Genomic DNA, 23585 nt, shown 5'->3' with positions numbered 1-23585 from the left:
ACCGAAGGGAATGACGTTACGGAATCATGCGCTCTGGCGCTTGGATTACCGGACGGTCCTTCGGCTTCTTGGAGGACTTTGCATGACACTGGATTTTTGGGCCACGGAACGGACCGCCCGCTTCGGAGAAGAGGGTGGCGGATCGGCTTACCGGCCAGCTTTGGCGACACTGCCGAACGGCGGATACGTGATTGGATGGCGTGAAGGAAACACCCTGAAGATCAAGGTCTTCAACGGCTCGGGCGACACCGATGGACAGGTTTACTATGTCGATGCCGGGGGAGCTGCCTCGACGCAGAACTATCTCGAGCTGCAGGCCGTGGGCGACGACGGGGGCTTCGCGGTCACCTGGAACGTGACGGGGACGACCGCCTTCGACCTGAAGACCAAGGTGTTCACGCCGGGTGACAACGGCGTGTTGACAGGCGGGCCGGTGCGGACGGTCGCCGCCGCGTTCTCGACGAGCAGCGTCTCCATCGCATCGATGGAATCGCATGACACCGGTTATGTCAGCACCTTCATGCAGGGAACGAGCATCGTCTTCTCGGTGCACGATTCCACGGGGGCCGTCATCGGCAGCGTTGGCAGCTCTTCCATCGCCAGCGGTTCGAACGTCAGGGGGCCTGAGGTCGCGCGCGTCGGAGAGAACAAGTACATCGTCACCTACTGGGTCGGCGACAACATTTACTATCGCGCGATCGATACGAGCGGGGCTCAGCCCGCCGTCTCGGGCGATGCGACACGGGTTGGGCCGGGGACCGTAGCGGAAGTCGTCGGGCTGAAGGATGCCGGCGGCGTGGCCAATGGCGGGTACGCGGTCGTCCGGCACATCATCAACAGCGAACTCGTCTACGCCACGTTTTACGATGCCAACGGCAACAGGATGTCCGACGAGGATGTTCTGGTTACGGACGGGGCCTGGAACTACAACGACTTCATGAGCGTGACGGCGCTTCGCGGCGGGCAGGTTGCCATCGTTCATGCCGGCGACGGCCCGAACGGAACATCGGCCAAGCATGACTATATCGTCCTCAAGATCGTCGGCGCAGACGGAACGGTGCGAAGCCTGGACCTGAGCACGGAGGGAAGCCAGCAGGAACCGCGCCTGATGGAAATGGCGGACGGCCGCATCGCCGTGACCTGGGTCGATCCGACGGACGGATTGAGCGACCTCGACATGGTCATCGTCGATCCCCGCACGGCGTCCGTGACCGTCAACGGCACGGCAGGCAACGATATCTATGCGGGCAGCGACTACAACGGCAATGTGCTGAACGGCGGCGACGGCAACGATAAGCTCATCGGCGGCAAAGGCACCGATCGGATGAACGGCGATGCCGGTGCCGACACCGTCTCCTACGAGAAATCGAACGGCGGAGTGACGGTCAACCTCGCAGCCAAGTCCGGTGCGGGCGGGCATGCCGCGGGCGATACCTACGATGGCATCGAGAATGCGACGGGCTCCGCCTATGGCGATACGCTGATCGGCGACGCATCCGCGAACTATCTCTCGGGCCTCGGCGGCAATGACGTCCTTCAAGGCGGCCTGGGAGCCGATACGCTCAATGGCGGCGCAGGCAACGACGTCTATTACATCTCCGATGGCGATACCGTCGTTGAAACGGCAGGAAACGGCATCGACACTGTCATCGCCGGCATCAACTTTTCCCTTGGCGGTCTCGTCCACTTGGAGAACGTCACGGCGGCGGGCACCGCCGGGATCAGCCTCACCGGCAGCGACGTGGCCAATACCATCACCGGCAACAGCGGCAACAACACGCTCAAAGGCGAGGGCGGCCATGACGTGATCATCGGCGGTGCGGGCGCGGATGCGATGTATGGCGGTTCGGGCAACGACACGTTCTACATCGACCATGTCGGCGACCGGGTCTACGAATCTGCGCGAGGCGGTTCGGACAGGGTCTATACCAGCGTCGGTTTCACCCTGGGCTCAGGCTCGGAGGTGGAAGCCATCGTCGCGACCGGCCGCGCGAATGTGGCGCTGACAGGCAATGCCTTCGCCAACAGCATCACCGGGAATGCCGGGGCCAACAAGATCTCCGGCGGCCTGGGCAACGATGTGCTCAAGGGCGGTTCGGGCAAGGACGTGTTCGTGTTCGATGCGAAGCTCAACAAGAGCACGAATGTGGACAAGGTGCTGGATTTCAAGTCCGCGGATGACAGCTTTTACCTGGACAACAAGTACTTCACGAAACTTGGCTCCGGCACGGCTTCGTCGCCGAGGAAGTTGAACAGCGACATGTTCGTGGAAGGCTCCAAGGCCAAGGACAGGGAAGACCGGATCATTTACGACCAGAAGACCGGTTCGCTCTATTACGACGCCGACGGCACCGGCTCATCGGCCCAGGTGAAGATCGCGACCATCGCGAACAAGACCAAGCTCTATTACCACGACTTCTTCGTGATCTAGGGTATCGGGGACGCAATAACCAGAAACCGGTTTTTGCGGGGAAAGCTTCTTTCAAACAAAGGTTTAAAGCAGCGGGTGTGCGTTTGACTTCGCATCCGCTGCTTCTTGCGCTGCAATCCTATTTCCCTCCCGTTGAACGGCATGCTATCGGGCGGGTTTGAACGATCACGCTACAGAAACCTCGCGCCGGGGCGCGCCAGTCGACGATTGGACTTTTCGTGCCCCAGCGCCGAGGGATTGAAATTATACGTGCAGAAAACCATAGGTATCTTGGATAACATAACAAGTTTTGCTATAAAGTGGCGTTCCGGGGCGTCGTTACTATGTTGACTCTACGTAATCTTGTTCGAAAACTGACCATGCCGACGATCACGAGCCGGGGCGACCTCGTGCGGTATGTCGTGATGGTGACGATCTTTGCGCTCGTCGTCTCCCTCACGGCCGACCTCAGCAATCAGGTGATCTTCTTCACCTCCTGGGCGGCAGTGCTGCGGACCGGCATCATCACCACCGTCACCGTCTGCGTGGTTGCGATCCCTGTGGCCTGGATCTTCGGGAACGCCCAGCGGGAGCTGCAGGCGGCCAAGAGACGCCTCGAAGCCATCAGCCGCACCGATCCGTTGACCGGATTGCCCAACCGCCGGGCCCTGATCGAGGCGATCGATTCGTCGGGTGAGCAGACGATGGTGATGGTGCTGGCCGACATCGACCAGTTCAATGCGATCAACGACGCATACGGCCACCGAACCGGCGACTTGGTGCTCCAGACGCTTGCCAGGACCATCGAGGCCCATCTGTCGGATTACGGACTTGTCGGCCATATGCGCGGGGAGGAGTTCGCCCTGATCTCCTCCAGTGCGCCCCTCGAGCGGATCGTGGATATCGTCGGCGACATGCTGCGTGCTGTCGAGCGGACCCCCTTCCTGGCAGCCGGAGGAAGCATTCAGATCACCATATCGGCCGGCATCGCCATTCGCGGCCCCGGCGATACGTTCGAGAAGCTCTATGGCGAGGCCGACGAGGCGCTTCACGCGGCAAAACGGATGGGGCGCAGCCATATCAAGTTGTCGGATCGTGCGAGGGACACTGTTCTCGCAGGACAGTCCGCCGAGAGGATGAGCCTCATCCTGAAGCTTTAAAGGGTGTTGAAAGTCTGTCCGGTTCCGCCTCGTCTCGTCAGCAGCATCACATTTTTTCACAATGGACATGCTATAGCTGGGTCAGGATCTCGGAGGGACGGCGCCCATGCATGCGGTGTTCCCGCCAGACGTCATAAGGCCAAGTTTCATGCCCCGCTTTTTCTTCAATATCCGTGACGGTTATGACGTGGATGAGGACGAGGAGGGCATCGAGCTTCCCGACCTCGAAGCCGCCCGCGCCGAGGCGCTTGCAACAGTCGAGGAGCTTCGGGACGAGCTGCGCGACGCGGGCAATATCGAGCTCGAAATCACTGACGAGACGGGGCGGCGCCTCCTGACCGTGCCGTTCTTCCGGGGCGGGCAGGGCGGTCGGCGGCGGTAACACGAAAATCCGGCGGGAAGCCGCGTATGCCGCGCGTGAGCGCAGTGGCGATGAGCGCCGGCTCTTTGTCTGGCGGCCGTGGGCTCTCGTCTGCCGGTAGGTTTATCCTGCGCTCAGTTCCCGCCACGCGGATGAGAAGCTGCGGGCATTGCGGCCGATCTCCTCGACGGTCAGGCTCGGCGTGAAGAGGGCCGAGCCGAGGCCGAATCCATTCGCGCCCGCTTCTACATAGGGCTTCATGGTACCGGGCTGAATGCCGCCGACGGGCATGACGGGAACATGCTTGGGCAGAACGGCGCGCCAGGCTTTCACGACGGCGGGAGGGATCGCCTCCGCGGGGAAGATCTTGATGGCGTCGGCTCCGGCCTTCAAGGCCGCGAAGGCCTCCGTCGGGGTTGCGGCTCCCGGCAGGCAGACGAGATTCTGCTCCTTGGTGCGCCGGATCACCGCGGTGTCCGCATGCGGCATGACGATCACCTTGCCGCCCACATCGTGGACGCCGTTGACCTGGTCCGGATCGAGGACGGTGCCGGCACCGACGAGCACGTTTCCCGGCATCGTTCTGGCAAGAATCTCGATGCTTCGAAAAGGCTCGGGCGAGTTCAGCGGGACTTCGATGACGCGAAAGCCCGCCTCGACCAGGGTATGGCCCACCGCTTCGGCGTTCTCGGGCTTCAGGCCGCGGAGAATGGCGATCAGCGGAAACTCCATAAGATAATCCTGCAGCATCGCGGCACCTCGACTTTCCTTCACAGGGATCGGCAGGAGCGGCAGATGCCGGCTCAAGGCCGAATGGTCGTTACGAGGTGGAGAACAGGGGTGCTCGTTTCAACCTCTTGTAGCGCTCGGCCCGATAAATCGCGTGAGGTAAGAGACGGCATTGCGCAGCGTGTCCCGCCCGTCGGTGCTGTGCTCGATGAACCACTCCTCCAGAGCGACACCGGGATAAAGCTGCTCAACGCCCGCGAAGAACTGCATCAGTTTCAGCGAGTCGAAGCCGAGCGTGTGCGTCAGCGACATGTCCATGCCGATCGGGGCCGGGCCGTTCTCGTCGAGCGACTGGCAAAGCGTCATGACATGCTTGGCGATATCTGCTTCCACGACAAAGCTCACTCTTCCTGCCCCTGTGCTCTCTGCGAGAATGACGTTGAGTTATATTGGAAAAGATACATCGTTCAACAATGAAACGATATAGTTTGTGTCGCAAAATGAGAAAAGTTACATCGAAGGGAGTAAGGTCGCGAAAGCTGTACTTCCTAAGATTGCCGCTCAAGCCGTGGGAACAATTTCTGGTTCATGGCCGTCCGTTCACTCCCTCAGAGGCCTGTGTGCTATCGTGCCTTGGAATTGAAGGCGCAGGCTTCGTGGGATAGAGACGTGAGCATCCATCAACGGGCTTCTCCGGTGAGCGTAGGTTCTGTCCGAGCAGAATGATGAAATCCCCCTCGAAGCTGGTGAGCGGCAGCGTCAAGGCCGCTCTCGACCGGATAGACCTCCTGATCCTGGGCGCTCTGCGTGACAATGCACGCATCACCTACCAGGCCCTGTCTGAGCGTGTCGGATTGTCGGCGCGTCCATGCCTGGAGCGGGTCCGGCGTCTCGAGCAGAAGGGGGTGATTCGGGGGTACACGACCCTGATCGAGCCTGGTTCCCTCGGACACGACATCATCGCCCTCGTCGGAATCGGCATGAGGGATGCCTCGACCGGCGATCGGGAGCGCCTGGAACGGGCCCTGACCTCCCACCCCTCCATCGTCGAGGTGCAGGTGGTCAACGGCGAGTACGATTACATCGCCCGCATCGTCGCGCCGACGCTCTTGGCCTACGAAGCCCTGACCGCCGATTTCCTGGCCGATCCGGGATTGGGAATCGGCCGCATCCACACGACCTTCGTGCTCAAGTCGCTCAAGAACTTCGAGGGCTATCCTGTCGGCGACGCCCAGGTTTAGGATGGAAGTCCGTCACTCGGGCGGCCTCTGGCGCAGGCATTGCTGAGCGGCGCGAGAAATCAGTGTCTGATCTTCGGCGCTGACCGTGTTGTTCAGCACCTTCTGCCAAAGACCGCTCTTGCGCAGGGTGTCGACCGTGCAGGAGCAGAGGGCGCGGCAAGTCTGCGGCTGGGCGTTCTGGAGGCAGGTGGCCTCGCACTGGATCATGAAGGGGCGGGCCTCGGCCATGGGGCTGGGGCCGGTGATCTGCAGAACGCCATAGAGCGCGCCGAGCAGGATGAGCTGGTGGATCAGATAGATCGGCAAGCTCTTGCGCCCGGCCCAGGCGAGGCCCTTGGAGAGAGGGTCCTTCGCGCGCCAGAGAGCCAGGGCGCCGGTTTCCCGTCGGGCGAGGAGAATCCTGCCTGCCGCCACACCGATCAGGACGAGACCGAACCAGGGGAAAATCGGCACATAATCGTTCGTTACGGGATCGGCTGCGCCGAGCCCCAGCCAGTCGAGCCAGGGGGCGTCAAGGGCAGGGCTCGTGAGGAGCGACGGCGCCGCAAGGCAAAAGGCGGCTGCGCCCAGGGTAAGAGCCGGAGGAAGCCCGAGAAACGGAAGGGCCATCACGCTCGAGACGGCGATGCAGTGGAGAATGCCGAAGAAGATATAGCTCTGGGGGAAGGCAAGGAGCGTCACCAGGGTCACGGCCAAGGCTGCGCCCCCGACCTTCAGCAGGCGCTTGAGGAAAGGCCCCCGCCGAAAGCCTTTCGCATGGGCTAGGACGAGGCCGAAGCCCGCGAGCATCAGGAAGGAGCCGGCGATCCCGCGGGCGAACCAGCGCCACGCCGGGATCTGCAGAATGTTTGTGTCGATGAGCTGGAGAAAGCTCAGGTCCCAGCTGAAGTGATAAACGACCATGGCCGCTATCGCGACGCCGCGGGCGACGTCGAGTGCGTCCCAACGCCCTGAGGCGGCTTGCGACCCGGAAGGGATCGTGTTCAGGTCCATCGGTCTCATGGAGAGACATTCCTTTCCCGCCTGCCGGCCTCTATGTGAGAGAGATGACCGAGAGCCTTGCTGCGTCAATCGCCTCATTGCAGGACATGATTCAAGATGCGCGCATTGTCGCCGGATTTACGGGCGCGGGCATCTCCACGGAAAGCGGAATCCCCGATTTTCGCTCTCCGGGCAGCCCCTGGATGCAGAACAAGCCGATCTCCTTCGATCTCTTCGTCCGGGACGCGAAGGCGCGCCGCGAGGCGTGGCGGCGGAAGTTCGCCATGGACGACCTCTATCGCGACGCCCGTCCGAGCCAGGGACACCTTGCCTTCGCCTCCCTCGTCGCTTCCGGGCGAATGCCCGCGGTCATCACCCAGAACATCGACGGCCTGCACCAGCAGTCGGGCCTCTCCGAAGGGCAGATCATCGAACTGCACGGCAACGGTACTTATGCCAGGTGCCTGGCTTGCGGACGCCGTCACGAGCTCGACTGGGTGAGGTATCATTTCGAGCGGAACGGGGAGCCGCCTGAATGCATGGCCTGCGGGGGCGTTCTGAAATCCGCCACCATTTCCTTCGGACAGGCCATGCCCGAGGAGCCGATGCGCCGTGCCCGGAAGCTGGCCGCTTCCTGCGATCTTTTCCTGGTCGCCGGTTCGTCCCTGGCGGTCTACCCGGCCGCGGCCTTTCCGGCCTTCGCCAAGGATAGCGGCGCGAGGCTCGTCATCGTCAATCGGGAGCCGACGCCCCTCGACGAGCTTGCCGATCTGGTGATCCATGCGGAAATCGGCGCCGTTTTCTCAAAATTTGTTTCGTAACTTCAAGGGCATGCAGACTGCCGAAAATTTCATCGCCCGTTGAGACGTGTTTCTGGCTTCCCCTGATTCAGGACGATGTTATCTTCTTATTAAGAATCGGGTTCATGATTCGAGTTTGGGTTATTTCATGACTAGCGATTACGGCTCCAATTCTTTCAATCTCCGCGAGGAGAATTCCTCCTTGGATCAGAGCCGGCGTGAGGGTGCTCAGCCGACGGCGACGGAGGAGGGAGTTCTCGAGCTCGTCCAGATCAGCGGCCGTATCAAATGGTTCGATGTGGCCAAGGGCTTCGGTTTCATCGTTCCCGACAATGGAATGCCCGACGTGCTCCTGCATGTAACCTGCCTTCGCCGGGACGGCTATCAGGCCGCCAATGAGGGGGCCCGGATCGTGGTCGAAGCCGTCCAGCGCCCTCGCGGCTTGCAGGCTTTCCGGATTCTTTCCCTCGACGAGTCGACGGCGCTTCATCCTTCCGAACTCCCGCTTCCGCGTACCCATGTCCAGGTAGTGCCGACCAGCGGCCTGGAGCCTGCCGTCGTGAAGTGGTTCAACCGCCTGCGCGGCTTCGGCTTCCTGACCCAGGGAGAAGGCAAGCCAGACATCTTCGTTCACATGGAGACCCTCCGCCGGTACGGCATAGCCGAGTTGAAGCCGGGCGAGCGGGTCTTTGTCCGCTTCGGCGACGGATCGAAGGGATTGATGGCCGCTGAAGTGCGCTTGGCTGACATGGCCTTGCCGCATTCCCATTGATGAGATCGGCCATGCTGGCTCGGTTGCGGCCGGTTCTTCCGGCTCTCGGCTTTGCCTTCATGATCGCCGGCGCGGTCTGTGCCCAGGCTCTGGAAACCATGGCCATCGCCGTCCAGGGCGGGCAGCGGCACAGCTTCAAGGTAGAGGTGGCCCGCAACGATGCGGACCGGGCTCAAGGGTTGATGTTCCGCCGCTCAATGCCGGCCGACCAAGGCATGCTGTTCGACTTTGGCCGGGTCGAGCCTGTCTCCATGTGGATGCAGAACACATACCTGTCCCTTGACATGCTCTTCATCAGGGCGGACGGCACCATCGCTCGCATCGCCGCCAATACCGAGCCCCTGTCTACCCGCACGATTCCCTCCGGGGAGCCGGTCCTGGCCGTACTGGAGCTGAATGCCGGCACGGCGGCCCGGCTCGGGATCAGGCCGGGAGACCGGGTGGAACACCCTCTGTTCAAGCGCTGAAAAGGCCGGACATTCCCTATTCCTTCTGAGCATGCATCGCAGCGGCGCCGAACTTTGGCCAAGCGCCCAGGAACCCGACAAAAAAAGAGCGCCCCTGTAGCCACGGGCGCTCGAAAGTCCGACCCGTAGGGGCAAAATGAAGGTCGGGCTGAGACATATTCAATAACTTCGTGTTCTCTTTGTGGCGCTTCTGAGTTTTGTCTAGTCATTTCGGCTCATGAAATTATACATAATACTGTTTCATTATCGAAAGCCGCTTTAATAAGCATTGCAATGTTTACGTAACGCATTCTTGCAAATGTAAAGATATTGCAATGGAAGGCGAAACAGTCGCTTGCCAGTCGTCGGATGCCCCTTTGATGCCTTGTTGCAGAATACGTTCTTATTCTTGAGGCGCCGATACTTTTGGCGGCTGCGGTCTCTATTGCAGGTGCAACGAAAAGGGTCCTTCGGCCATATGCGCGATCAGCAGGCCGAGGATCAGGATCGCAAGAAATACAAGCAAAAACAGGACGATGCGTGTCAATCGCTCATGCCGGGCGAGCTTGGCATCCGTTGAGGCGATTTTCGTGAGCGCTTCGCGCCATTGCCGATCGATCTGCCCCATTCCGCCCGTGCCGTCTGATTGCCCGGCATATAACTGATTATAATCCGAATTGTTCCGCTTAATGTCCTAAAATTTTGCAGCTCGGATGGAACGAGAGCACCCTCAGACATGAGCCGACCGATCCTAGTCCTTGAACGCCGCTCCATAATGAATGCCGTTCGTCCAGATCAACCGAACCCGGGCCCTCGCTCCTTCGCTTGGAATGTAAAGCTCGAATTCCACGGGAATGTCACAAGGAGAGGCGAGCACCAGGCGAACGCCGGTCTCGGACAGGTCCCAAACGGTACATGCGATCGGCGCCCGGTCGGCGGCAACCGTGATCAATCCCTCAAGATAGATGGGATAGCGCTTGCTTGATCGACGCTCGGGCATTCCAGGGCGCATGCGGAAAATCCTAGATATCGGAAGCTCGCCTTGTAGGGGGCTGGGCTGGTGTGAAGCTTGTCCTTGCTCGGCGCGGTGTTTTGACATGGGGCCGATCGATCAGGCGGCAAGGGGGAGCAAGTGCTGCAGATGCGCGTAAAACACGCTTTCCGGCAGTTCCTCGGGCCTGGTCCTCTTATCCTGCGCTCAGGAACCGGAGGGCTTGCGGAGAGGTTCTGAAATCGATAGACAAACCAAGCTGTTGAGGATGACGGGGTGTAGCGCAGTCTGGTAGCGCATCTGCTTTGGGAGCAGAGGGTCGCGGGTTCAAATCCTGCCGCCCCGACCATTTTCACCGGATGAGTCTTGGAGAGAGTCCAAAACCAATGCCTGCACGGATTTACAAGCCCGCCAAGTCCGCAACCCAATCCGGCCTAGCCCGGACGAAGCAGTGGCTTCTCGTTTTCGAGCAGGACAAGCCCCGCGAGATCGAGCCCCTGATGGGCTGGACGAGTTCGGGCGATACCCGCCAGCAGCTGCGGCTTTGGTTCGATTCGAAGGAAGAGGCCATTGCCTATGCCGAGCGCGAGGGCATTGCCTATCGGATAGAGGAGCCGCACGAGATCAAGCGGCGGACGATGTCCTATTCCGACAATTTCAAGTTCAACCGCGTCGGCCCCTGGACACATTGAGGCCGGCCGCGACGGATGGCTCCGTAGCTCAGCTGGATAGAGCAGCCGCCTTCTAAGCGGCAGGTCGTAGGTTCGAGCCCTACCGGAGTCGCCATTATTTTCAATGACTTAGGCCGATTGTCTGACTTCGTTTAGCCGGCTTTGTCTGAATGTCTTCAGACAAATCAGCTGTTTTTAGGCTCTTTTCGTTCTTAGTTTCATCACTGTGCGCGGGGATCCCAAGCGCCACTGATCGCAGGATGATGCGCTTTACTGGCGCTGCCGCAACGAACCATTCGCCAGCTTGTCGGTATGCGCGCAATTGTGCATGGAGCTTAGTTTCGTCCGCCTTCGTCCCGGGAACGGCGGCTATGAGACTTGGAAGTGCTGAAAAGCCGGTTTTAAGATCTGCCAGACGGTGAATTGGATCTTTCGAGAAGCCTATCTTGATGCGGTTTCCGACTTGGAAAAAGTAGACATATCCACCTCGGCGTGAATGATTGGGCTCCTGCTGCATCATTCTCAGCTTCGCAGCGGCCTGCCCTCCGGATCGCTCCTCCTGCCAACGATCATTCCACTCTTCAGCGACTTTCCTGGCTTCGGGCCCGTCCGGACCGCACGGCACGTTATGAAACCCGAGCGCTTTCATTCGTGCGGTCGGCTGCCAAAAGCCGTTGCCACGGATGACGACGTAGTATGGGATCTTTTGAGGGTTCTTAGTTGGCATCATTGCCTCCGGAACGAACGGCCCGCCGCTTCTTCTGCGCTTCCATGATCTGCTTCTGGGTCCGCTTCACGTAGGTCGGCAGGATCTTCGCCGACTTGTGGCGGGAGATCGCACGCATCTGGGAATCGGTCAGGTCCGCATCGCCCATCTCCGTCAGTCCGCCATGGCGGAAGGAGGTAAGGCTGAGCTCGTCCCGCAGGCCGGCGAGGCGGATCATCCGCTTGGCCTCGTGCGTCATGTAGGACAGGTCGCCCTTGCGGGTCGCCCAGGGCAGGGGAATGCCCTCGGACTCGTCGATCCAGTCGCGCATCATCACCAGTCCCGAGATCCTGTTGCGCCGGACCTCGTCCAGGCGGCCCATGAGCTCCGGATAGAGGGCTACGCCAGTCTCGTCGAAGAGAGGCAGCCACACCTCCTCGCCGGTTTTGGGATGGACGACGAGGACGTTGTCCGGCCGATCCTTCGGGCGGTAATGCGCCACCTCGAGGGCGGTGAACACGTGCTCGACCCGCTGCAGCCACTCCCAGAGCACGAGGGCTGCTGTGCCGAGCGAGGCGCGGCCGTTCTCGTCGCAGGTTTTGACGAAGGCGAGCAGCTCCTCATAGGTGGCGGTCGGTGTCGGCTTCGACTTGTTGACCAGGCCCATCTTGGAGAAGGGGTTGCGGTGGGGCACGAGCTCCGGCTCGGCCCTCTGCGCCACGTTCCAGGCCCGCCGGCAGGACTTCATGGCATGGTTGGCGGTGGTGCGCCGCTCGCGCTTTTCGATCAGGGGAACGCCCCTGGCATCGAGTTTAGGCTTGCCATCCTCGTCGAGCAGGGGCTCTTCGACGAAGGCGATGGCCTCATAAAGCTTGTCGACCACCTTGGTCGTCAGGGCCTCAAGCGGCAGCGCTCCCAGGCGGCGCCCGTCCTTCAGGATATAGTTCCCCACCATGTCGAAGCCGAGTTCGTGGGTGCCCTGCATCTTCCTCGACAGCTTGGTCCATTGGTGTCCGGTCTTGAAGACCGTGACCATCCAGTCGAAGGTTCCGGGGGCCGCCCGCCTGGGCACGAGATCCGAAAGCCCTCCCGTGCGCCAGGAATCGAATTGCGGCAGGAGGACGTGCTCGGCATGGTCCCATGCTGCGTCCACGTCGGTGCCGAGAGGCTGGTTCTTGAGAGGGCATCCTGCCTTCTTGGCCCAGCTGGGAAGCTGGAAATACCAGCCGTTCTCGCCAGAGGCGAGCCGGATTCGGACCACGTAGCGCGGCTTTCGGCGGAGCGATTTTGCCATCAGATCAGATCCGAAACGTCCTCCCTCGCGGCCTGGCGCTCGCCGGACCCGAAGCGTCTCGTAATGAAAGCGCGACATTGTTCCAATGTCCAGACAGGCTCCTTGGACCGGCCGGTCCCGCGCAGATCGGACGGGGGAGGGGCCTCGCCCCGGGTGATGGCGCGCCGCAGCTCGCCCGTGTTGGCGCAGTCGAAGAACGCGGCTGCCACGTCGGCCCGCATGATGCCGGGCCAGGCGCCATGAGGAGGAAACCGAGCAGGGAGACCGCCGCGGGACATGGCTATGCCGCCTCCTCGCCAGTGGTGGGATTCTCGGGCGTCATTGGCACATGGGCTTTACTCGGCCGGTCGAAGACGTCCTTGACGACGACGGCGACCGAGTCCTGCTCCACGTGGATGGCCTCGACCGTGAAGCCCTGGCGGACGGCCTCGCGGACGCGTCGGAGAACCTCGACGGTAACTGCGGTCTTGCCGCGGCGGCGTCCGGGCAGGGTGATGGTGTCCTGGCGCTTCATGCGGTGTCTCCCGGCATGGCGTTGTGCTCGATCCCGTCGAGCAGGCGGCCCGCGCGCTTCTTGCCGACGCGCCACATCTCCTGCTCTCCGAGGCGGATGGACGGGTAGGCTGGAATGTTCGGGTAGGTCAGCAGTGGATCGCCGCCGGCGCCGACCCCGAACGGACCGTCGCCATGGTCGACAACCTTGACGGGATTCCATGCACCCCATTGCTTGAAGAAGAACGGGACTCCGGCGGCCGTGCATTGGTCGCGGATCGAGCGGGCCCAATCCGGGTGCATCGGCCGTGCGCCGGGTCCGCTCTCTCCGCCGACGATCACCCAATCAAGCCTGTGGTGCATTCTCCCGGTCGGCATCGTCCCCAGGCTGAACCAGTCAAAAAAGGATTCGCGGGCTTGCTCCTCAGTCGGTTCCGTGTCCCTCCAATCCTCCCATTCCTCCTCCCATGTGCGGGGATAGAGAACGTCCATCACGCTTTCGCCATCCGCGTCGATGGATCTGAAATCAATCGGCCCCAGCAGTGGCTCGACCGAAACGAAGCGGATCGCGGCGGGTGTGTCGAGGAGGGCCGGAATCCGTTCGTTAGCGCGCGCTTGATCCTCGACCGATACGCCTAACCAGACATTGTCGAGCGGGAAGGCCCCCAGATCGAAATTCTTCCAGCTTCCCGGCCAGAGCTTGTCCATTTCATTGAGGATCTCGGGTCGTGGGTCTCGCTTGGCTCCAAACCCGGATTCTCTCATGCCCTGGAAGTAGCTCTGCATCCGGTCAGCACGCTTCGTCAGCACCTGGAAGGTATGCTGCGGAGCGAGCGCCATGACGGCGAAGACCTCGTCGATCCACTCGTCAGGGACGCTCTCGTGGAAGAGGTCGGACATGGAGTTTACGAAGATCATGCGCGGCCGCTTCCACTTCAGCGGCTGCAGCAGGATGTCGTCGGGAGCGAGCGCCAGCTTGCCGGTCCAGACCGCGTTGCCGTTCACCCGGCGCGTGGTGTCTTTGTAATGCGGCGTCGCGGGGTTTCCATCGAGAAGCCGCGCCGCCTGTCCCATGGCGTAGCAGTTCGTGCAGCCCGGCGACACGATGGTGCAGCCAACCGTCGGATTCCAGGTCGCGTTCGTCCATTCGATTGCGGTGTTGTCACCCATGGCTCGTCTCCTTTGCCTCTGGAGACAGGAGGGCGGCGCGGTCGAGACGTTCAATCGCCGCAAGAGCGAGGGCTGCACTCTTCACGAGGTCCGCGCGGCGGGTCTTAGGCTTCCACCACTTCCGGTCCCAAGGCCAAAGTTGCAGGATCGTAAACGGCGTTCCGAGCCAGCCATCCTGTTCCATATCAGCCCTGGCCGCAGTATCCGGCCAAATGGCGGCCAGCGCATAACAAACGGCCGCTTTAGCAAGTTCGCCGTTTCGGTATTGGTCGTCATGTTCCGCCGTCCACCCCTCAACTTCGATCTGACGACGGCGCTCGGCAAGAACATCTTGGGCGGCCTTACTCCCCAGCGCCTTCCTGGCTTCCCCTAACTCAAGGTGAGCGTCATACGACCGCCGCTCTATCTCTGGAGACAGGAGGGCGAGGGGGACGGCTTCAAACACTTCGTCTTGATTGGAAAAATTACGAACCCGTCGTGATTGACGCGTCAAACCGGAAAGATACGACTCAAACTCCTTCTTGGCTTCCTCTAGCTTTGCCTCGGCCGCGAGGGCGCGGTGGCGAAGGGTTAGAATTTCCGCAACCGCGTCGGTGTGCGAGGCAATGCCGTTATCGCGCAACGTCTGTCGTTCCACGTTCAACCGCTCTATCTCTGCGGACTGTGAGGCGATGACGGCAGACATGCGCTCGAAGTCATCGAGCAGCATAACCACCGCTCGGTCGTAATCGTCGCTCCCTCGCACATCGGAAAGCTCGCGCAGCCTTTCACGCAATTCCTGCGTCGTACGCAGTTTCACCTCTGTCTGTGTCTCGGTCATGGTCTTTCCTTTCAGAGCAGCAGCGGCTCTGCTTTTGGGGCGCGGACATGCGCGAGGCGGTCGAGCATCTTTTGGTCGCGTTTCTTCCTGGAGAGGAATTCGGATGCACCGTAGCGGTCGGTGGCGATGGCGCCGTGGCGGATCGCGGCGGCGCGTTTCGTGCGGCAGATGTCGTAATGCTCCCACCGCGCCTTCGGCGGGCACTGAAACCACTTGCGGCGCACGCCGATCTTATCGGCCATGGCGTGCAGCTCCTCGCGGGTATCCGCGAACATGTGGCACATGATCATGCCCCGGTAAGGAATCTTCACGTCGTCGACATAGACAGCCATGGGACATCCTCTCAAAGCAGGGAGAACAAGTCGGGCGCTTCGGCGGGAGCGAGGGCTTCCGCGCGGGCCGGTTCGGAATCGAACTCCAGATCGGTCGTGCTGGCCGTGAGCATGCGTCCGTCTGTCTCTCGGATCCGGACGGAGTAGGGGCCCGGCTGCGCCACCACCACGCCGCGATGCGATCCGGCGCGGACCGCTGCGCCGATCGGGAAGGCATAGGGAGCAGGGAGAGCGGCAATCATGCATCGGCTCCTTGGCTGTCGATCTCGGCGATGATTGCCCTCGCGCGCGCCTGATTGGCGGGCTGCGCGACGAGGGTGTCCTTGTAGACGGTGAAGAGGTCGAGGTTGGCGCGCACCACCGGGTGCATGTCCGGGTGGTAGGCCTTCATGTCGTCGCTGAGCTGCTCCAGGATCGCGACCAGAGCGCCGCATTGCCCCGCGAGTTGCGCGATGCGGCGTTCATAGATGGCGCGGTCGACGGTGCAGCCGGAGGTCCTCATGCGCCGGTCCTCTCCATCTCCTGGATCTGCTCAAGCAGCTTGCCCATGGGACCCAGCGGGCGCTCGTCGTGACCGCGGGTCAGCGCAGGCAGGATCTGGTCGATGGTGGCGCCGTGCTGCAGGGCGAAGGAGAGAATGATGGCGCAATCGCGCATGGCGATATCAGTCGCGGAATCGACCTTCTCGCCGTTCACGAAGATCTCGGCCACGCGACCGTCGGGATAGCGGGAGTACTCTGCCCGGTAGATGATGCCGCCGTGCTCGAAGTCGAAGGACTCCGAGGGGCGGCGGTTCGGCAGGCGCTCACGTGTGCTGCGGTCAGCCATTGGAGCCTCCGCTGCAAATATCGCAGGGGCGCTTGCAATACTCACACCCACCCTCTGGATCAACGCAGCCGATTTGGTCGATGCAGGAGCACACGATGCCGCTCCCACCGCAATTCCAGCAATCGTCATCAGGGCAGTCTTCGAAGTCGAGCACATGATTATCCACGGGCCACCTCCTTGCTTTGCTGGCACCGCCTGATGCGGCGGGCGAGCTTCACGAGGGCGAGTCCTTCCCGCTTGCCGGGGGAGAGGCGCACGCGGAGGGCGTGTTGGCGATCCGAGAGGAGCGCGCGGGCGTCGTCGGCGTAAGAGACGATCTCGGCCTCGGTGAAGCCTTCGGCGCGTAAGGCGTTGCGGTCGCAGGCGCCGTCGGTGGCGGCGCGCTCGCGCATGGTTTCCGCCATGAGCCGGATGCGCTCGCGGCGGTCCGGCGCGGTGCGGGCGGCGGAGAGGGCGGAGGGGCTAACCATCGGTGCGGTCCTTTCCGGTTTTGACCGGCCAGAGCCACGACGTCAGGCCCGCAAGGCACAGGGTCGCGATCAGGCCGATGATGATGAAGGAGACAAGGGTCTTCATGCGTGGAGTCCCTGGAACAGATCGGCCGAGTCCTGCACCGCGCGGCGCTGCCGGGCCGTCTCCGCGCGCCTGGCGCGGGCCTTGGCCTCGCTCGCTGCGGCGACTTCGAGGGCGAGCAGGCGGGACGTGGCTCTGACGGCGGCGCTCCGGGCCTGACCTACGCCGCGGTGGTGCTTCACCGCCTTGCGGAGAGTATCGAGGCTCTGCTGCCGCTTGCTGCTGAGAAGGGAGTGCTTGGAGGTCATCGCTCGTCTCCTGGTTCAAAGGCGCGTCAGACGCGCATGGGCATCAGGACGAACAGCGCGGGCGCACCCTCGCGGCTCGTGAACACGGCCGGCGCGCCGGCGTTGTCGATCTTGATCAGGACGGTGTCGCCGCCCGCATGCGAGAGGATCTCGGCGAGGTAGCGGGCGTTGAAGCCGATCTCGACGGAGGGGCCGTCGTAATCGGCCTCGACCTCCTCGGTGGCCTCGCCGTGATCGGGATCCCGCACGGTGAGCGTGATCCGGCCCTCGTCGATCGCCATCCTGAGCGCGCGGCGGGATTCGCCCGAGACCGTGGAGACGCGGTCCACCGCCGCCACCAGGGCGGGCGTCTCGACGGTGAGGCGCTTGTCGTTCGCCTGCGGGATGACGCGCTGATAATCCGGGAAGGTGCCGTCGATCAGCTTCGAGATCAGCACGATCCCGGCGATGGAGAAGCGGATCTTCTGCGGCGACAGCTCGACCGTCACCCGGCCGTGCTCCTCGTCCGCGTGATCCTTCAGGAGCCGCACGACTTCGGCGACGGTCTTGCGGGGCACGATCACGCCCGGCATGCCCTGTGCACCCTCCGGAGCCTCCATCTCGATCCGCGCCAGCCGGTGGCCGTCCGTCGCGACGGCGCGCAGGAGCGTGCGCTCGGCGTCGACGGTGTGGAGGTAAATGCCGTTGAGGTAGAAGCGCGTCTCCTCGGTGGAGATGGCGAACTGCGCATCGTCGATCAGGCGCAGCAGGGCCGGGCCCGCGATCTCGAATCGGTGGCTCATCGGGCCTATGGCAAGGTCCGGATAATCCTCGGAGGGAAGAATCTGCAGCTGGAAGCGCGAGCGGCCCGCCTTGACGGTGAGCGTGGCGTCGCTCGCCTCCAGGCTGATCTCGCCTTCGGGCAGCTTGCGCACGATGTCGTGCAGCATGGCGGCGGGCGCGGTGAGCGTGCCTGGTGTCGCGATCTGCGCCGCGCAATCGCCGATGGCGGTGCGGTCTAGATCCGTGCCTTCGATGCCGAGACGCGCGCCCTCGGCCGTCAGCTTCACGTTGGAGAGGATCGGAATCGTGTTCCGCTTCTCGACGATGCGGGTGATGTTGCCGAGCTGCTTGAGCAGGGCGGCGCGGGTCGCGGTGAGCTTCATGGGAGACCTGTTCTCGAAAAGGGGAGCGGGCCGGGAGGCCCGCCCGCATGGCTTATTGTTCGGGCTGGCCCTCGAAGACAGGCAGTCCGGTTTCCTTGCCGGCCTCTTCGAGATCGGCTTGCACGCGCTCGCGCAGGAAGAACTCCCAGCGGTAGAGCTGGTAGAACCACTTGATCGTGCCGCCGCTGAGCCGGTAGCGCAGGCGCGCCGGGATGCGGACCGGCTCGCCATCCATGAAGGCACGCACGGACACCATGAAGATGCCGGGGATATCGACCTTCTCGCCAGCTCCGTTCAGGTGCTCCTCGACGAACTCGACGGTGCGCTCGCCGGTCTGCAGGCGTTCTGCGCGCTTCACCTTGGCGCCGACGTGGACCTCCAGATGCCGCGAGAGGTTGATGAGCTCGATCGGGTTCGAGAAGCGCTCCTTGAACAGGCGCTCGTATTCCGATGTCTCTCCGTCGAAGGGGGAGGCGAGTTCGGCGGCATGCTCTTCCAGGAAGGCCGCGAAGTCGGATTGCTCCATCATCTTCCCGTTGAGATCGATCCAGGTCTTGATTTCGTCCGTGAGCGGGAACGAATAGACGATGCGGTGCTCGCAGCGGCGCGGGGCGTTGGCTTCATCGTGATAGTCGATTACGGCGGTGAGCTTGGGCTCGGGCCAGGATGTCTTGCCGAAGATCGCGGAGCCTTCGTCTTTGTGGCGGTTCGTCAGAGCGATGAAGGACTGGAGCGTCGTGACGGTCGCCGTGCCCTTGCGCCGCTCCGGCGTGAGGCGATAGTCCTCGATCTGCTTCTTGATGCTCTCCACCTTGCCGCCGGGGCGGCGGTCGACGAGGAGCGGCACGTTCTCCGGAAGGCCATCGCCCAGGCCCTTCGTCGGCATCACGAGCAGCTCGTAGCCCGCGGCATTGTCGGCGAGGTCGATGATGGCCTGGATGCCTTCACCGTGGCTGGGGATGAGGTTGGCGGGCGATCCTGCGACTTCGAGGGCCTTGATGCTCTCGCCGCGCAGCCCTTCGTTCTTCGGTTCTTCCATGTTGAGGTTTCCTTGCGTGTCGAGGGTGGGATCAGGCGAAATCGCGGTCGCGATCGCGGTCCTGGTCGGCGGCGACGCGCGGCCCGCCGAACATGTCCATCTGGCTCGGGTGCTGCACCGAGAGCCCGCCCTCGAAGGCCCAGAACGGGGTGGGGGAGAAAGCCTTCTCCTCGGGCAGCTTCGACTTCACGGCGGGCTTCACGTCGATGCGGCCGGAATCGTAGGTGAGGGTCACGGTGACCGTAATGGTGGCGGTGCCCTTCTCGTTGGGCAGGGCCTCCAGGGTCTCGAGCGCGGTGGTCAGGTGCTCGTCGCATTTCTCGGCGAAGCGGCCGCGATTGACCGTGCCGAGAAGCGTGTCGAACTTACGGATGGGGCGGGTAGACATGGAGGCACTCCAGGGAGGTTAGGCCGCGCGGCCGTTGGCGCCGGACAGGGCCGGCAGATAGATGCAGAAGAGGTCGTAGAGCTGCTGGGCGGCCTTGTCGGGCTTCATCGGCTGGTAGGAGCGCGAATGCGGCTGGATCTGGTATTGATCGAGCCACCATGGCCGTTGCTGGATCGCGCAGAAGTCGCGGCGCTCGGTGGCGAGCGCGATCCAGTCGACCCGCTTGATCTCGATTTTCTGGGCCTTGGTCGGCAGGGGCAGGCCCGCGGCCTGATGGATCACGGCGTCGTGGCGGCGCTCGAATTCCTGGCGCAGCCTCTCGACCATCTGCGCCGCCGGAGGGCCGAACATTTCGATGGCCAGGGCGGCGTAGGTTTCCTTGGCCGGGGTGGTCATGTCCCCGGTCCGCTCCTCGTGAGCGTCATGCAAGAGCCACCAGGGGCGCAGCTCCGGCGGGGCGATCTCGCAGCCGATGATCAGGTGCTGCGCGACGCTGACGATCTTGGCGGTGCGGCCGTTATAGCGGTTGATCTGCGACAGGGCGGTGGCCATGTCGCGGAAATTCACCTCGTCCGCCTTAGGGTGGAGCAGCTCCACCGAAGCACCGGAAACGGAAGCCATCCAGGTCATGCGTAGGGGCTCTCGTCTTGGGTGATGGTGCGGGCTTCGGTGTCGACGATGACGTCATAGAAGCCGGCACGGTTGAACGCGGACCCCTTCGTTCCGCCTTGTTCGGCAAGCAGAAGAAGCGCCTTGAGCAGCTCGGGCTCGTCGATGAGCCAAGCGGGAATATCCTCACCTATCGAGCCATCCTTCTCACGCAGGGAGAGAACGCCGAACGCGAGTTCCGGAATGAATGCGATCTTTGCCATCAGTGCCTCGCGGACGGGGAGAAGCATGCGGGAGGGGTGTGGTTTGGGGCCTCGACCTCAAAATCGACGAGTGTCTCGATATCGCTGTTGAAGAGGTTGGGCCCGCCGGCGGCCGTGAACTCGCCAAGGTGGGGGTAGGACCAAAGCCATGTTTCCGTGTTGATGGCCTCGATCCGGCGGCGGACCGTGCGGTTCTTGGTCATGACGACGATGTCGCCGACCTTGAACACTGGTTTCTCGGAGGGCAGGGCGGGCTGCTCCAGCAAGCGACGGTACTCGTTCGCCATCAACTCGAGAGCCGCATCGCTCAGGGTGAAGGCATCGTCGCCGAGCTTCTCGATGACGGCGGTGCGCACCCGTTCGTCGAGAACGGGGTCGAGACCGGTCATGGCTGCGATGATGGCGCGGTGGGTGTCGCGCGGGGTCATTGGGAGTCTCCCTTCATGGCATCTGTGGATGCTGCCGGGGCCTGGAGGGACTCCCTCTCCGGGGTGGTTATAGTGGTGCGTGCGGGTTCGGACCCCGCACGCACTTTGCAATCGCCAACCGAAGCAACCGATTGGAGACCACAATGGACATTCACAAAATCGTCTGGAGCGCCGTCCTCGAAGACAAGGCGGCGGGAGCCCTGATGGTCCAGACCAAGAAGGATTCCTGGCCGGTTCAGATCCAGATGACCGGCGATGAACTCGAAAGCCTGCACCGGATGCTTGGCGAGACACTGGCGGAGGTCCGCAAGCGTGAGAAAGCGCAACAGGGTGCGAAGGCTCACCACTAGGAACTCGCTCCCCGCAGGGCGGATCAGAATGTCGAGATCGGGCGCGGCGTTGAGTTGAGCCGCGACCTGCCTCTCCAACTCGGCGCGGCAGGTCACGAAGTCGTCGCCGATAAGGCGGACGAACCCGGCTCCGTGAAGCCTGCTGAAGTCCGGCACGGTCGAAGCGCCGGATGAAGCGATTCCGGAAAGCGCGGGGCTCATGACAGGCCTCGCGCGAGCATGGGCAGAAGGACAATGCCGAGGCCGAGGCATGGGCTGCCCCATGCGAGGGCGTAACAGGTTCGGTCGAAGCGTCGCGGGAAGCGGAAGGGATGGAAGGGCATGACGGCTCATCCGTGATTGGATGAGAAGGAATATACACGCTACATTTATAATGCAAGAGAAAAATTCATGCGGCGTGTATATTGATATCCACACTAATCCACTGGACGGATATACGCGGAAACGAATCTTTAAGACTCGGCTTGTGCGTAAGTTCTCTATATGTTCTCATTTAATGCCGTCAAATGGGCGGACATAAGTAGGGAGCAGATGCAATGGAACGTAAGCGTGACGAGGACTTGGATAAGGATTTGTGGCTAAGAAGGCAGGCGTTGCAAATCGCAATCCAGCTCCCTGAGAGTGAGCTGGATGCGATCAAGGTTCTCGATTACTCGCGGGAGCTTGCGACGAAATTTCTGCGGGGCTTGCCTTCGGCAGCGGTGGATCGTGCGGGCCAGGCTCAGCCTATTGCTCAGAGCGCAAGTCTCTGATGCGTCGTATTTCTTGGGCTATGTGCTGCGGCAGCAGTGCTTCGTAGCCTCGATATATCCAATCGAGGGATATGCCTGTTGCTTGAACAACTTTAAGGGCCGCATCGATAGAGATGCGGTTCACAGCCTCCTCGTAGTTGTTCCATGCCTGCGGCGTTATCCCGACAAGGCGACAAAAGTCGGCCTGTTTCATTCCCATGGCCTCGCGTGTGAGCGTCAGCCGCTCCGCGATAGCCTCTTTGCTGTCGGGTCGAATGGGTTGTTTAGCCATGGCCCGATTTTTCCAGAGAGTGTGGATTTGTTCCATCAACGTGTACTCTGGTTTGACAAATACACGGAGCATGTATATTTAGCTCCATATGGACACGCTTCTTACGACAGATGACGTCATCAACGCCTTGGGGGGCACCTCCAAGGTTGCCCGCTTAACGCGACGCTCTTTGCAGGCGGTCTCGAACTGGCGAAAGAGCGGTAAGTTTCCACCTGAGACCTTCGTCGTGTTGATGGAGGCGCTGCGCTCGATTGGGAAACTGGCCCCTTTGCGGCTGTGGGGTATGGTCGCTCCTTCCGAGGACTCTTCACCAAGCCCGAGACCGTCCCCCCAGGCCGGGGGGATCGAAGCAGAGGCGGTGTCATCGTGAGCGGCGAAACGATTGCCAATCTCGGTGCACAGGGAGGCGGGCCCGGCTTGCCCTTCCGCATTTCCGTGACGCCTGTCGGCGAGGACCGGCTTCTCGTGATCACCTTGGGCAGCGCCGATCATTGGCTGCGCCTCTCGTCGGACGAGTCCGCCGCGCTCGCCCGTGACCTGTCAGCCCTGCCGGACGCAAATGCCCCCGCGACCGGCGCACCTTCCCCGTCCGCCTCTGGCGGCGGGGCTTCTTCTTCCGAGGTCGCGTCATGATGGACGACCGCCAATTCCACCAACGCCTTTCGCAAGCGTGCCTGCGCTTCGATGCGGCGCTGCTCGCGAGGCTTCGTGAGGGTGCTGTCCGTCATGGCGTCGATCCTCCGTGATCTGAGACGCCCGAGCCTCTCCCAGCCCGATCTTCCCGTCATCTGGAAAAACAGGAGTCTTTTCCAGTGCCCGATTATTACGCCCCTGACGAAGCCGGTCGGCTGCTCCTGACCCATGCCGCGCGCAACCGCCTGAAGCTCGCCGCCCGCGAGCTGCGGCGGCTCACCGGCCTGACGCTGGAGGACATTGCGGCGCGGTCTCCGGTGTCGAAATCGCAATGGCAGAACTATGAATCGCTCGAAGCGCCGGACCTGATCCCGCCGCATGTCTACCTGCCGTGGGAACTCGAACTCGGGCAGGCTCCCGTTACCCGCGCGCTGGCGGCCATGAACGGCCTGAGCGTTCTGACGGAGGGGCAATCCAAACGGCGGGCGAAGCTGGGCGAGCTGGCCGCCCATGCGGCCCGCGAGCAGGGCGAGGCGCTGGCGACCCTGATCGACGTGGCTCTCGACGGCGAGATCAGCCGCAACGAGGCCAAGCAGCTCGACGTGGAATTCGCCGATGTGGAGCGGGTGGCCGGCGAGGTCCGGGCGCTCGCGTCCGAGATCATCGCAGGTAAGGACTAGAA

The 23585-nt window shown here is 62.3% G+C and carries 36 protein-coding genes and 2 tRNA genes; 14 read left to right on the top strand and 24 right to left on the bottom strand.

What is annotated here, in order from left to right; all coding sequences use genetic code 11:
* Positions 1-82: 82 nt before the first annotated feature.
* The 3 genes from L879_RS22795 (at position 83) to L879_RS0110665 (ending at position 3952) form a co-directional block, all read left to right on the top strand.
* Positions 83-2431, top strand: coding sequence for a calcium-binding protein (locus tag L879_RS22795; protein WP_051435232.1), 2349 nt, complete (start codon positions 83-85; stop codon positions 2429-2431).
* A gap of 359 nt (positions 2432-2790) precedes the next feature.
* Positions 2791-3570, top strand: coding sequence for a GGDEF domain-containing protein (locus L879_RS0110670; RefSeq protein ID WP_027316098.1), 780 nt, complete (start codon positions 2791-2793; stop codon positions 3568-3570).
* A 148-nt stretch (positions 3571-3718) separates the two neighbouring features.
* Positions 3719-3952 (top strand): DUF6894 family protein, encoded by a 234-nt coding sequence (locus tag L879_RS0110665; RefSeq protein ID WP_027316097.1) that lies wholly within the window; start codon positions 3719-3721, stop codon positions 3950-3952.
* A 102-nt stretch (positions 3953-4054) separates the two neighbouring features.
* Here L879_RS0110665 and L879_RS0110660 read toward each other — a convergent pair whose 3' ends face one another.
* Positions 4055-4663: a 2-dehydro-3-deoxy-6-phosphogalactonate aldolase gene (locus L879_RS0110660; protein ID WP_245265211.1), complete on the bottom strand. Its 609-nt coding sequence runs from the start codon at positions 4661-4663 to the stop codon at positions 4055-4057.
* Positions 4664-4780: 117 nt separating this feature from the next.
* Positions 4781-5053, bottom strand: coding sequence for a hypothetical protein (locus L879_RS0110655; RefSeq protein WP_027316095.1), 273 nt, complete (start codon positions 5051-5053; stop codon positions 4781-4783).
* Between the two features lie 329 nt (positions 5054-5382).
* On the opposite strand from L879_RS0110655, the gene L879_RS0110650 reads away from it, so the two are divergent.
* Positions 5383-5901, top strand: coding sequence for an Lrp/AsnC family transcriptional regulator (locus L879_RS0110650; protein WP_084020915.1), 519 nt, complete (start codon positions 5383-5385; stop codon positions 5899-5901).
* Positions 5902-5913: 12 nt separating this feature from the next.
* Here L879_RS0110650 and L879_RS21265 read toward each other — a convergent pair whose 3' ends face one another.
* Entirely contained in the window at positions 5914-6903 is a 990-nt protein-coding gene (locus L879_RS21265; protein WP_161634658.1) for an acetyltransferase domain-containing protein, read from the bottom strand.
* Positions 6904-6989: 86 nt separating this feature from the next.
* On the opposite strand from L879_RS21265, the gene L879_RS0110640 reads away from it, so the two are divergent.
* The 3 genes from L879_RS0110640 (at position 6990) to L879_RS0110630 (ending at position 8921) form a co-directional block, all read left to right on the top strand.
* Entirely contained in the window at positions 6990-7703 is a 714-nt protein-coding gene (locus L879_RS0110640) for an SIR2 family NAD-dependent protein deacylase (RefSeq protein WP_183501407.1), read from the top strand.
* Positions 7704-7830: 127 nt separating this feature from the next.
* Positions 7831-8454, top strand: a complete 624-nt coding sequence (locus L879_RS0110635) for a cold-shock protein (protein WP_027316092.1) — start codon at positions 7831-7833, stop codon at positions 8452-8454.
* An 11-nt stretch (positions 8455-8465) separates the two neighbouring features.
* Entirely contained in the window at positions 8466-8921 is a 456-nt protein-coding gene (locus tag L879_RS0110630; RefSeq protein WP_035459296.1) for a DUF192 domain-containing protein, read from the top strand.
* 421 nt (positions 8922-9342) lie between these two features.
* Here L879_RS0110630 and L879_RS0110625 read toward each other — a convergent pair whose 3' ends face one another.
* Both L879_RS0110625 and L879_RS21260 read right to left on the bottom strand, forming a co-directional pair.
* Positions 9343-9528, bottom strand: a complete 186-nt coding sequence (locus L879_RS0110625) for a hypothetical protein (RefSeq protein ID WP_027316090.1) — start codon at positions 9526-9528, stop codon at positions 9343-9345.
* 123 nt (positions 9529-9651) lie between these two features.
* Positions 9652-9900 (bottom strand): PilZ domain-containing protein, encoded by a 249-nt coding sequence (locus tag L879_RS21260; protein ID WP_035459294.1) that lies wholly within the window; start codon positions 9898-9900, stop codon positions 9652-9654.
* Between the two features lie 263 nt (positions 9901-10163).
* On the opposite strand from L879_RS21260, the gene L879_RS0110615 reads away from it, so the two are divergent.
* The 3 genes from L879_RS0110615 to L879_RS0110605 all read left to right on the top strand — a co-directional run bounded on the left by L879_RS0110615 (position 10164) and on the right by L879_RS0110605 (position 10677).
* A tRNA-Pro gene (locus L879_RS0110615) sits at positions 10164-10240 on the top strand.
* A gap of 37 nt (positions 10241-10277) precedes the next feature.
* On the top strand, positions 10278-10583 hold the full coding sequence (locus tag L879_RS0110610; RefSeq protein ID WP_027316089.1) for an ETC complex I subunit: 306 nt from the start codon (positions 10278-10280) through the stop codon (positions 10581-10583).
* A gap of 17 nt (positions 10584-10600) precedes the next feature.
* Positions 10601-10677 (top strand) — tRNA-Arg (locus tag L879_RS0110605).
* A gap of 6 nt (positions 10678-10683) precedes the next feature.
* Here the strand turns inward: L879_RS0110605 and L879_RS23225 are convergent.
* From L879_RS23225 to L879_RS22775, 18 genes are all read right to left on the bottom strand, one after another.
* Complete coding sequence (locus tag L879_RS23225) at positions 10684-11289, bottom strand: GIY-YIG nuclease family protein (RefSeq protein WP_161634657.1); 606 nt, start codon at positions 11287-11289, stop codon at positions 10684-10686.
* Positions 11279-12562 (bottom strand): site-specific integrase, encoded by a 1284-nt coding sequence (locus L879_RS22790; RefSeq protein WP_051435229.1) that lies wholly within the window; start codon positions 12560-12562, stop codon positions 11279-11281. Before L879_RS22790 ends, L879_RS23225 begins: the two co-directional genes overlap by 11 nt.
* Complete coding sequence (locus L879_RS21250; protein WP_035459292.1) at positions 12562-12840, bottom strand: hypothetical protein; 279 nt, start codon at positions 12838-12840, stop codon at positions 12562-12564. The genes L879_RS22790 and L879_RS21250 overlap by 1 nt, the downstream gene beginning before the upstream one ends.
* Before the next feature lie 2 nt (positions 12841-12842).
* Entirely contained in the window at positions 12843-13076 is a 234-nt protein-coding gene (locus tag L879_RS0110595; RefSeq protein WP_027316088.1) for a hypothetical protein, read from the bottom strand.
* Positions 13073-14224, bottom strand: coding sequence for a phage Gp37/Gp68 family protein (locus L879_RS0110590; protein ID WP_027316087.1), 1152 nt, complete (start codon positions 14222-14224; stop codon positions 13073-13075). Before L879_RS0110590 ends, L879_RS0110595 begins: the two co-directional genes overlap by 4 nt.
* The gene (locus tag L879_RS22785) at positions 14217-15044 is read right to left on the bottom strand and encodes a hypothetical protein (protein ID WP_051435228.1); all 828 of its coding nucleotides are present in this window, start codon (positions 15042-15044) and stop codon (positions 14217-14219) included. Before L879_RS22785 ends, L879_RS0110590 begins: the two co-directional genes overlap by 8 nt.
* Before the next feature lie 11 nt (positions 15045-15055).
* Positions 15056-15376 carry a DUF4031 domain-containing protein gene (locus L879_RS21240; RefSeq protein ID WP_051435227.1) on the bottom strand — a complete coding sequence of 107 codons (321 nt, stop codon included), beginning with the start codon at positions 15374-15376 and terminating at the stop codon, positions 15056-15058.
* Between the two features lie 11 nt (positions 15377-15387).
* Positions 15388-15618 (bottom strand): hypothetical protein, encoded by a 231-nt coding sequence (locus L879_RS0110575; RefSeq protein ID WP_027316086.1) that lies wholly within the window; start codon positions 15616-15618, stop codon positions 15388-15390.
* Positions 15615-15878: a hypothetical protein gene (locus L879_RS0110570; RefSeq protein ID WP_027316085.1), complete on the bottom strand. Its 264-nt coding sequence runs from the start codon at positions 15876-15878 to the stop codon at positions 15615-15617. The genes L879_RS0110575 and L879_RS0110570 overlap by 4 nt, the downstream gene beginning before the upstream one ends.
* The gene (locus L879_RS0110565; RefSeq protein WP_035459289.1) at positions 15875-16204 is read right to left on the bottom strand and encodes a hypothetical protein; all 330 of its coding nucleotides are present in this window, start codon (positions 16202-16204) and stop codon (positions 15875-15877) included. Before L879_RS0110565 ends, L879_RS0110570 begins: the two co-directional genes overlap by 4 nt.
* A 158-nt stretch (positions 16205-16362) precedes the next feature.
* Complete coding sequence (locus tag L879_RS0110560; protein WP_027316083.1) at positions 16363-16674, bottom strand: hypothetical protein; 312 nt, start codon at positions 16672-16674, stop codon at positions 16363-16365.
* 102 nt (positions 16675-16776) lie between these two features.
* Complete coding sequence (locus L879_RS0110550; protein ID WP_027316082.1) at positions 16777-17025, bottom strand: hypothetical protein; 249 nt, start codon at positions 17023-17025, stop codon at positions 16777-16779.
* Positions 17026-17051: 26 nt separating this feature from the next.
* Positions 17052-18170, bottom strand: coding sequence for a DNA polymerase III subunit beta (dnaN, locus tag L879_RS0110545; protein ID WP_027316081.1), 1119 nt, complete (start codon positions 18168-18170; stop codon positions 17052-17054).
* Between the two features lie 52 nt (positions 18171-18222).
* The gene (locus L879_RS0110540; RefSeq protein ID WP_051435226.1) at positions 18223-19209 is read right to left on the bottom strand and encodes a DUF2303 family protein; all 987 of its coding nucleotides are present in this window, start codon (positions 19207-19209) and stop codon (positions 18223-18225) included.
* 31 nt (positions 19210-19240) lie between these two features.
* Positions 19241-19597: a YfdP family phage-associated protein gene (locus L879_RS0110535; RefSeq protein ID WP_027316079.1), complete on the bottom strand. Its 357-nt coding sequence runs from the start codon at positions 19595-19597 to the stop codon at positions 19241-19243.
* An 18-nt stretch (positions 19598-19615) separates the two neighbouring features.
* A complete protein-coding gene (locus tag L879_RS22780; protein WP_051435225.1) occupies positions 19616-20227 on the bottom strand; it encodes a hypothetical protein in 612 nt (203 codons plus the stop codon).
* The gene (locus L879_RS0110525; protein ID WP_027316078.1) at positions 20224-20469 is read right to left on the bottom strand and encodes a hypothetical protein; all 246 of its coding nucleotides are present in this window, start codon (positions 20467-20469) and stop codon (positions 20224-20226) included. Before L879_RS0110525 ends, L879_RS22780 begins: the two co-directional genes overlap by 4 nt.
* Positions 20469-20897, bottom strand: coding sequence for a hypothetical protein (locus L879_RS22775; RefSeq protein ID WP_027316077.1), 429 nt, complete (start codon positions 20895-20897; stop codon positions 20469-20471). The genes L879_RS0110525 and L879_RS22775 overlap by 1 nt, the downstream gene beginning before the upstream one ends.
* Before the next feature lie 143 nt (positions 20898-21040).
* Between L879_RS22775 and L879_RS22770 the strand changes: the two genes are divergently transcribed.
* Both L879_RS22770 and L879_RS0110510 read left to right on the top strand, forming a co-directional pair.
* Entirely contained in the window at positions 21041-21247 is a 207-nt protein-coding gene (locus L879_RS22770; RefSeq protein WP_051435224.1) for a hypothetical protein, read from the top strand.
* A gap of 536 nt (positions 21248-21783) precedes the next feature.
* Entirely contained in the window at positions 21784-21999 is a 216-nt protein-coding gene (locus L879_RS0110510; RefSeq protein WP_027316075.1) for a hypothetical protein, read from the top strand.
* Here L879_RS0110510 and L879_RS0110505 read toward each other — a convergent pair.
* Positions 21974-22342, bottom strand: a complete 369-nt coding sequence (locus tag L879_RS0110505) for a helix-turn-helix domain-containing protein (protein WP_027316074.1) — start codon at positions 22340-22342, stop codon at positions 21974-21976. The genes L879_RS0110510 and L879_RS0110505 overlap by 26 nt on opposite strands.
* 294 nt (positions 22343-22636) lie before the next feature.
* On the opposite strand from L879_RS0110505, the gene L879_RS23625 reads away from it, so the two are divergent.
* Positions 22637-22903: a hypothetical protein gene (locus tag L879_RS23625; protein ID WP_154664168.1), complete on the top strand. Its 267-nt coding sequence runs from the start codon at positions 22637-22639 to the stop codon at positions 22901-22903.
* Between the two features lie 179 nt (positions 22904-23082).
* A complete protein-coding gene (locus L879_RS0110490; protein WP_027316071.1) occupies positions 23083-23583 on the top strand; it encodes a hypothetical protein in 501 nt (166 codons plus the stop codon).
* The last annotated feature ends 2 nt before the right edge of the window (positions 23584-23585 follow it).

Source organism: Microvirga flocculans ATCC BAA-817 (assembly GCF_000518665.1).
Taxonomy (GTDB): Bacteria; Pseudomonadota; Alphaproteobacteria; order Rhizobiales; family Beijerinckiaceae; genus Microvirga; species Microvirga flocculans.
Note: the sequence above shows the minus strand (reverse complement) of the source record. Positions and strands in the feature narration are given on the sequence as shown.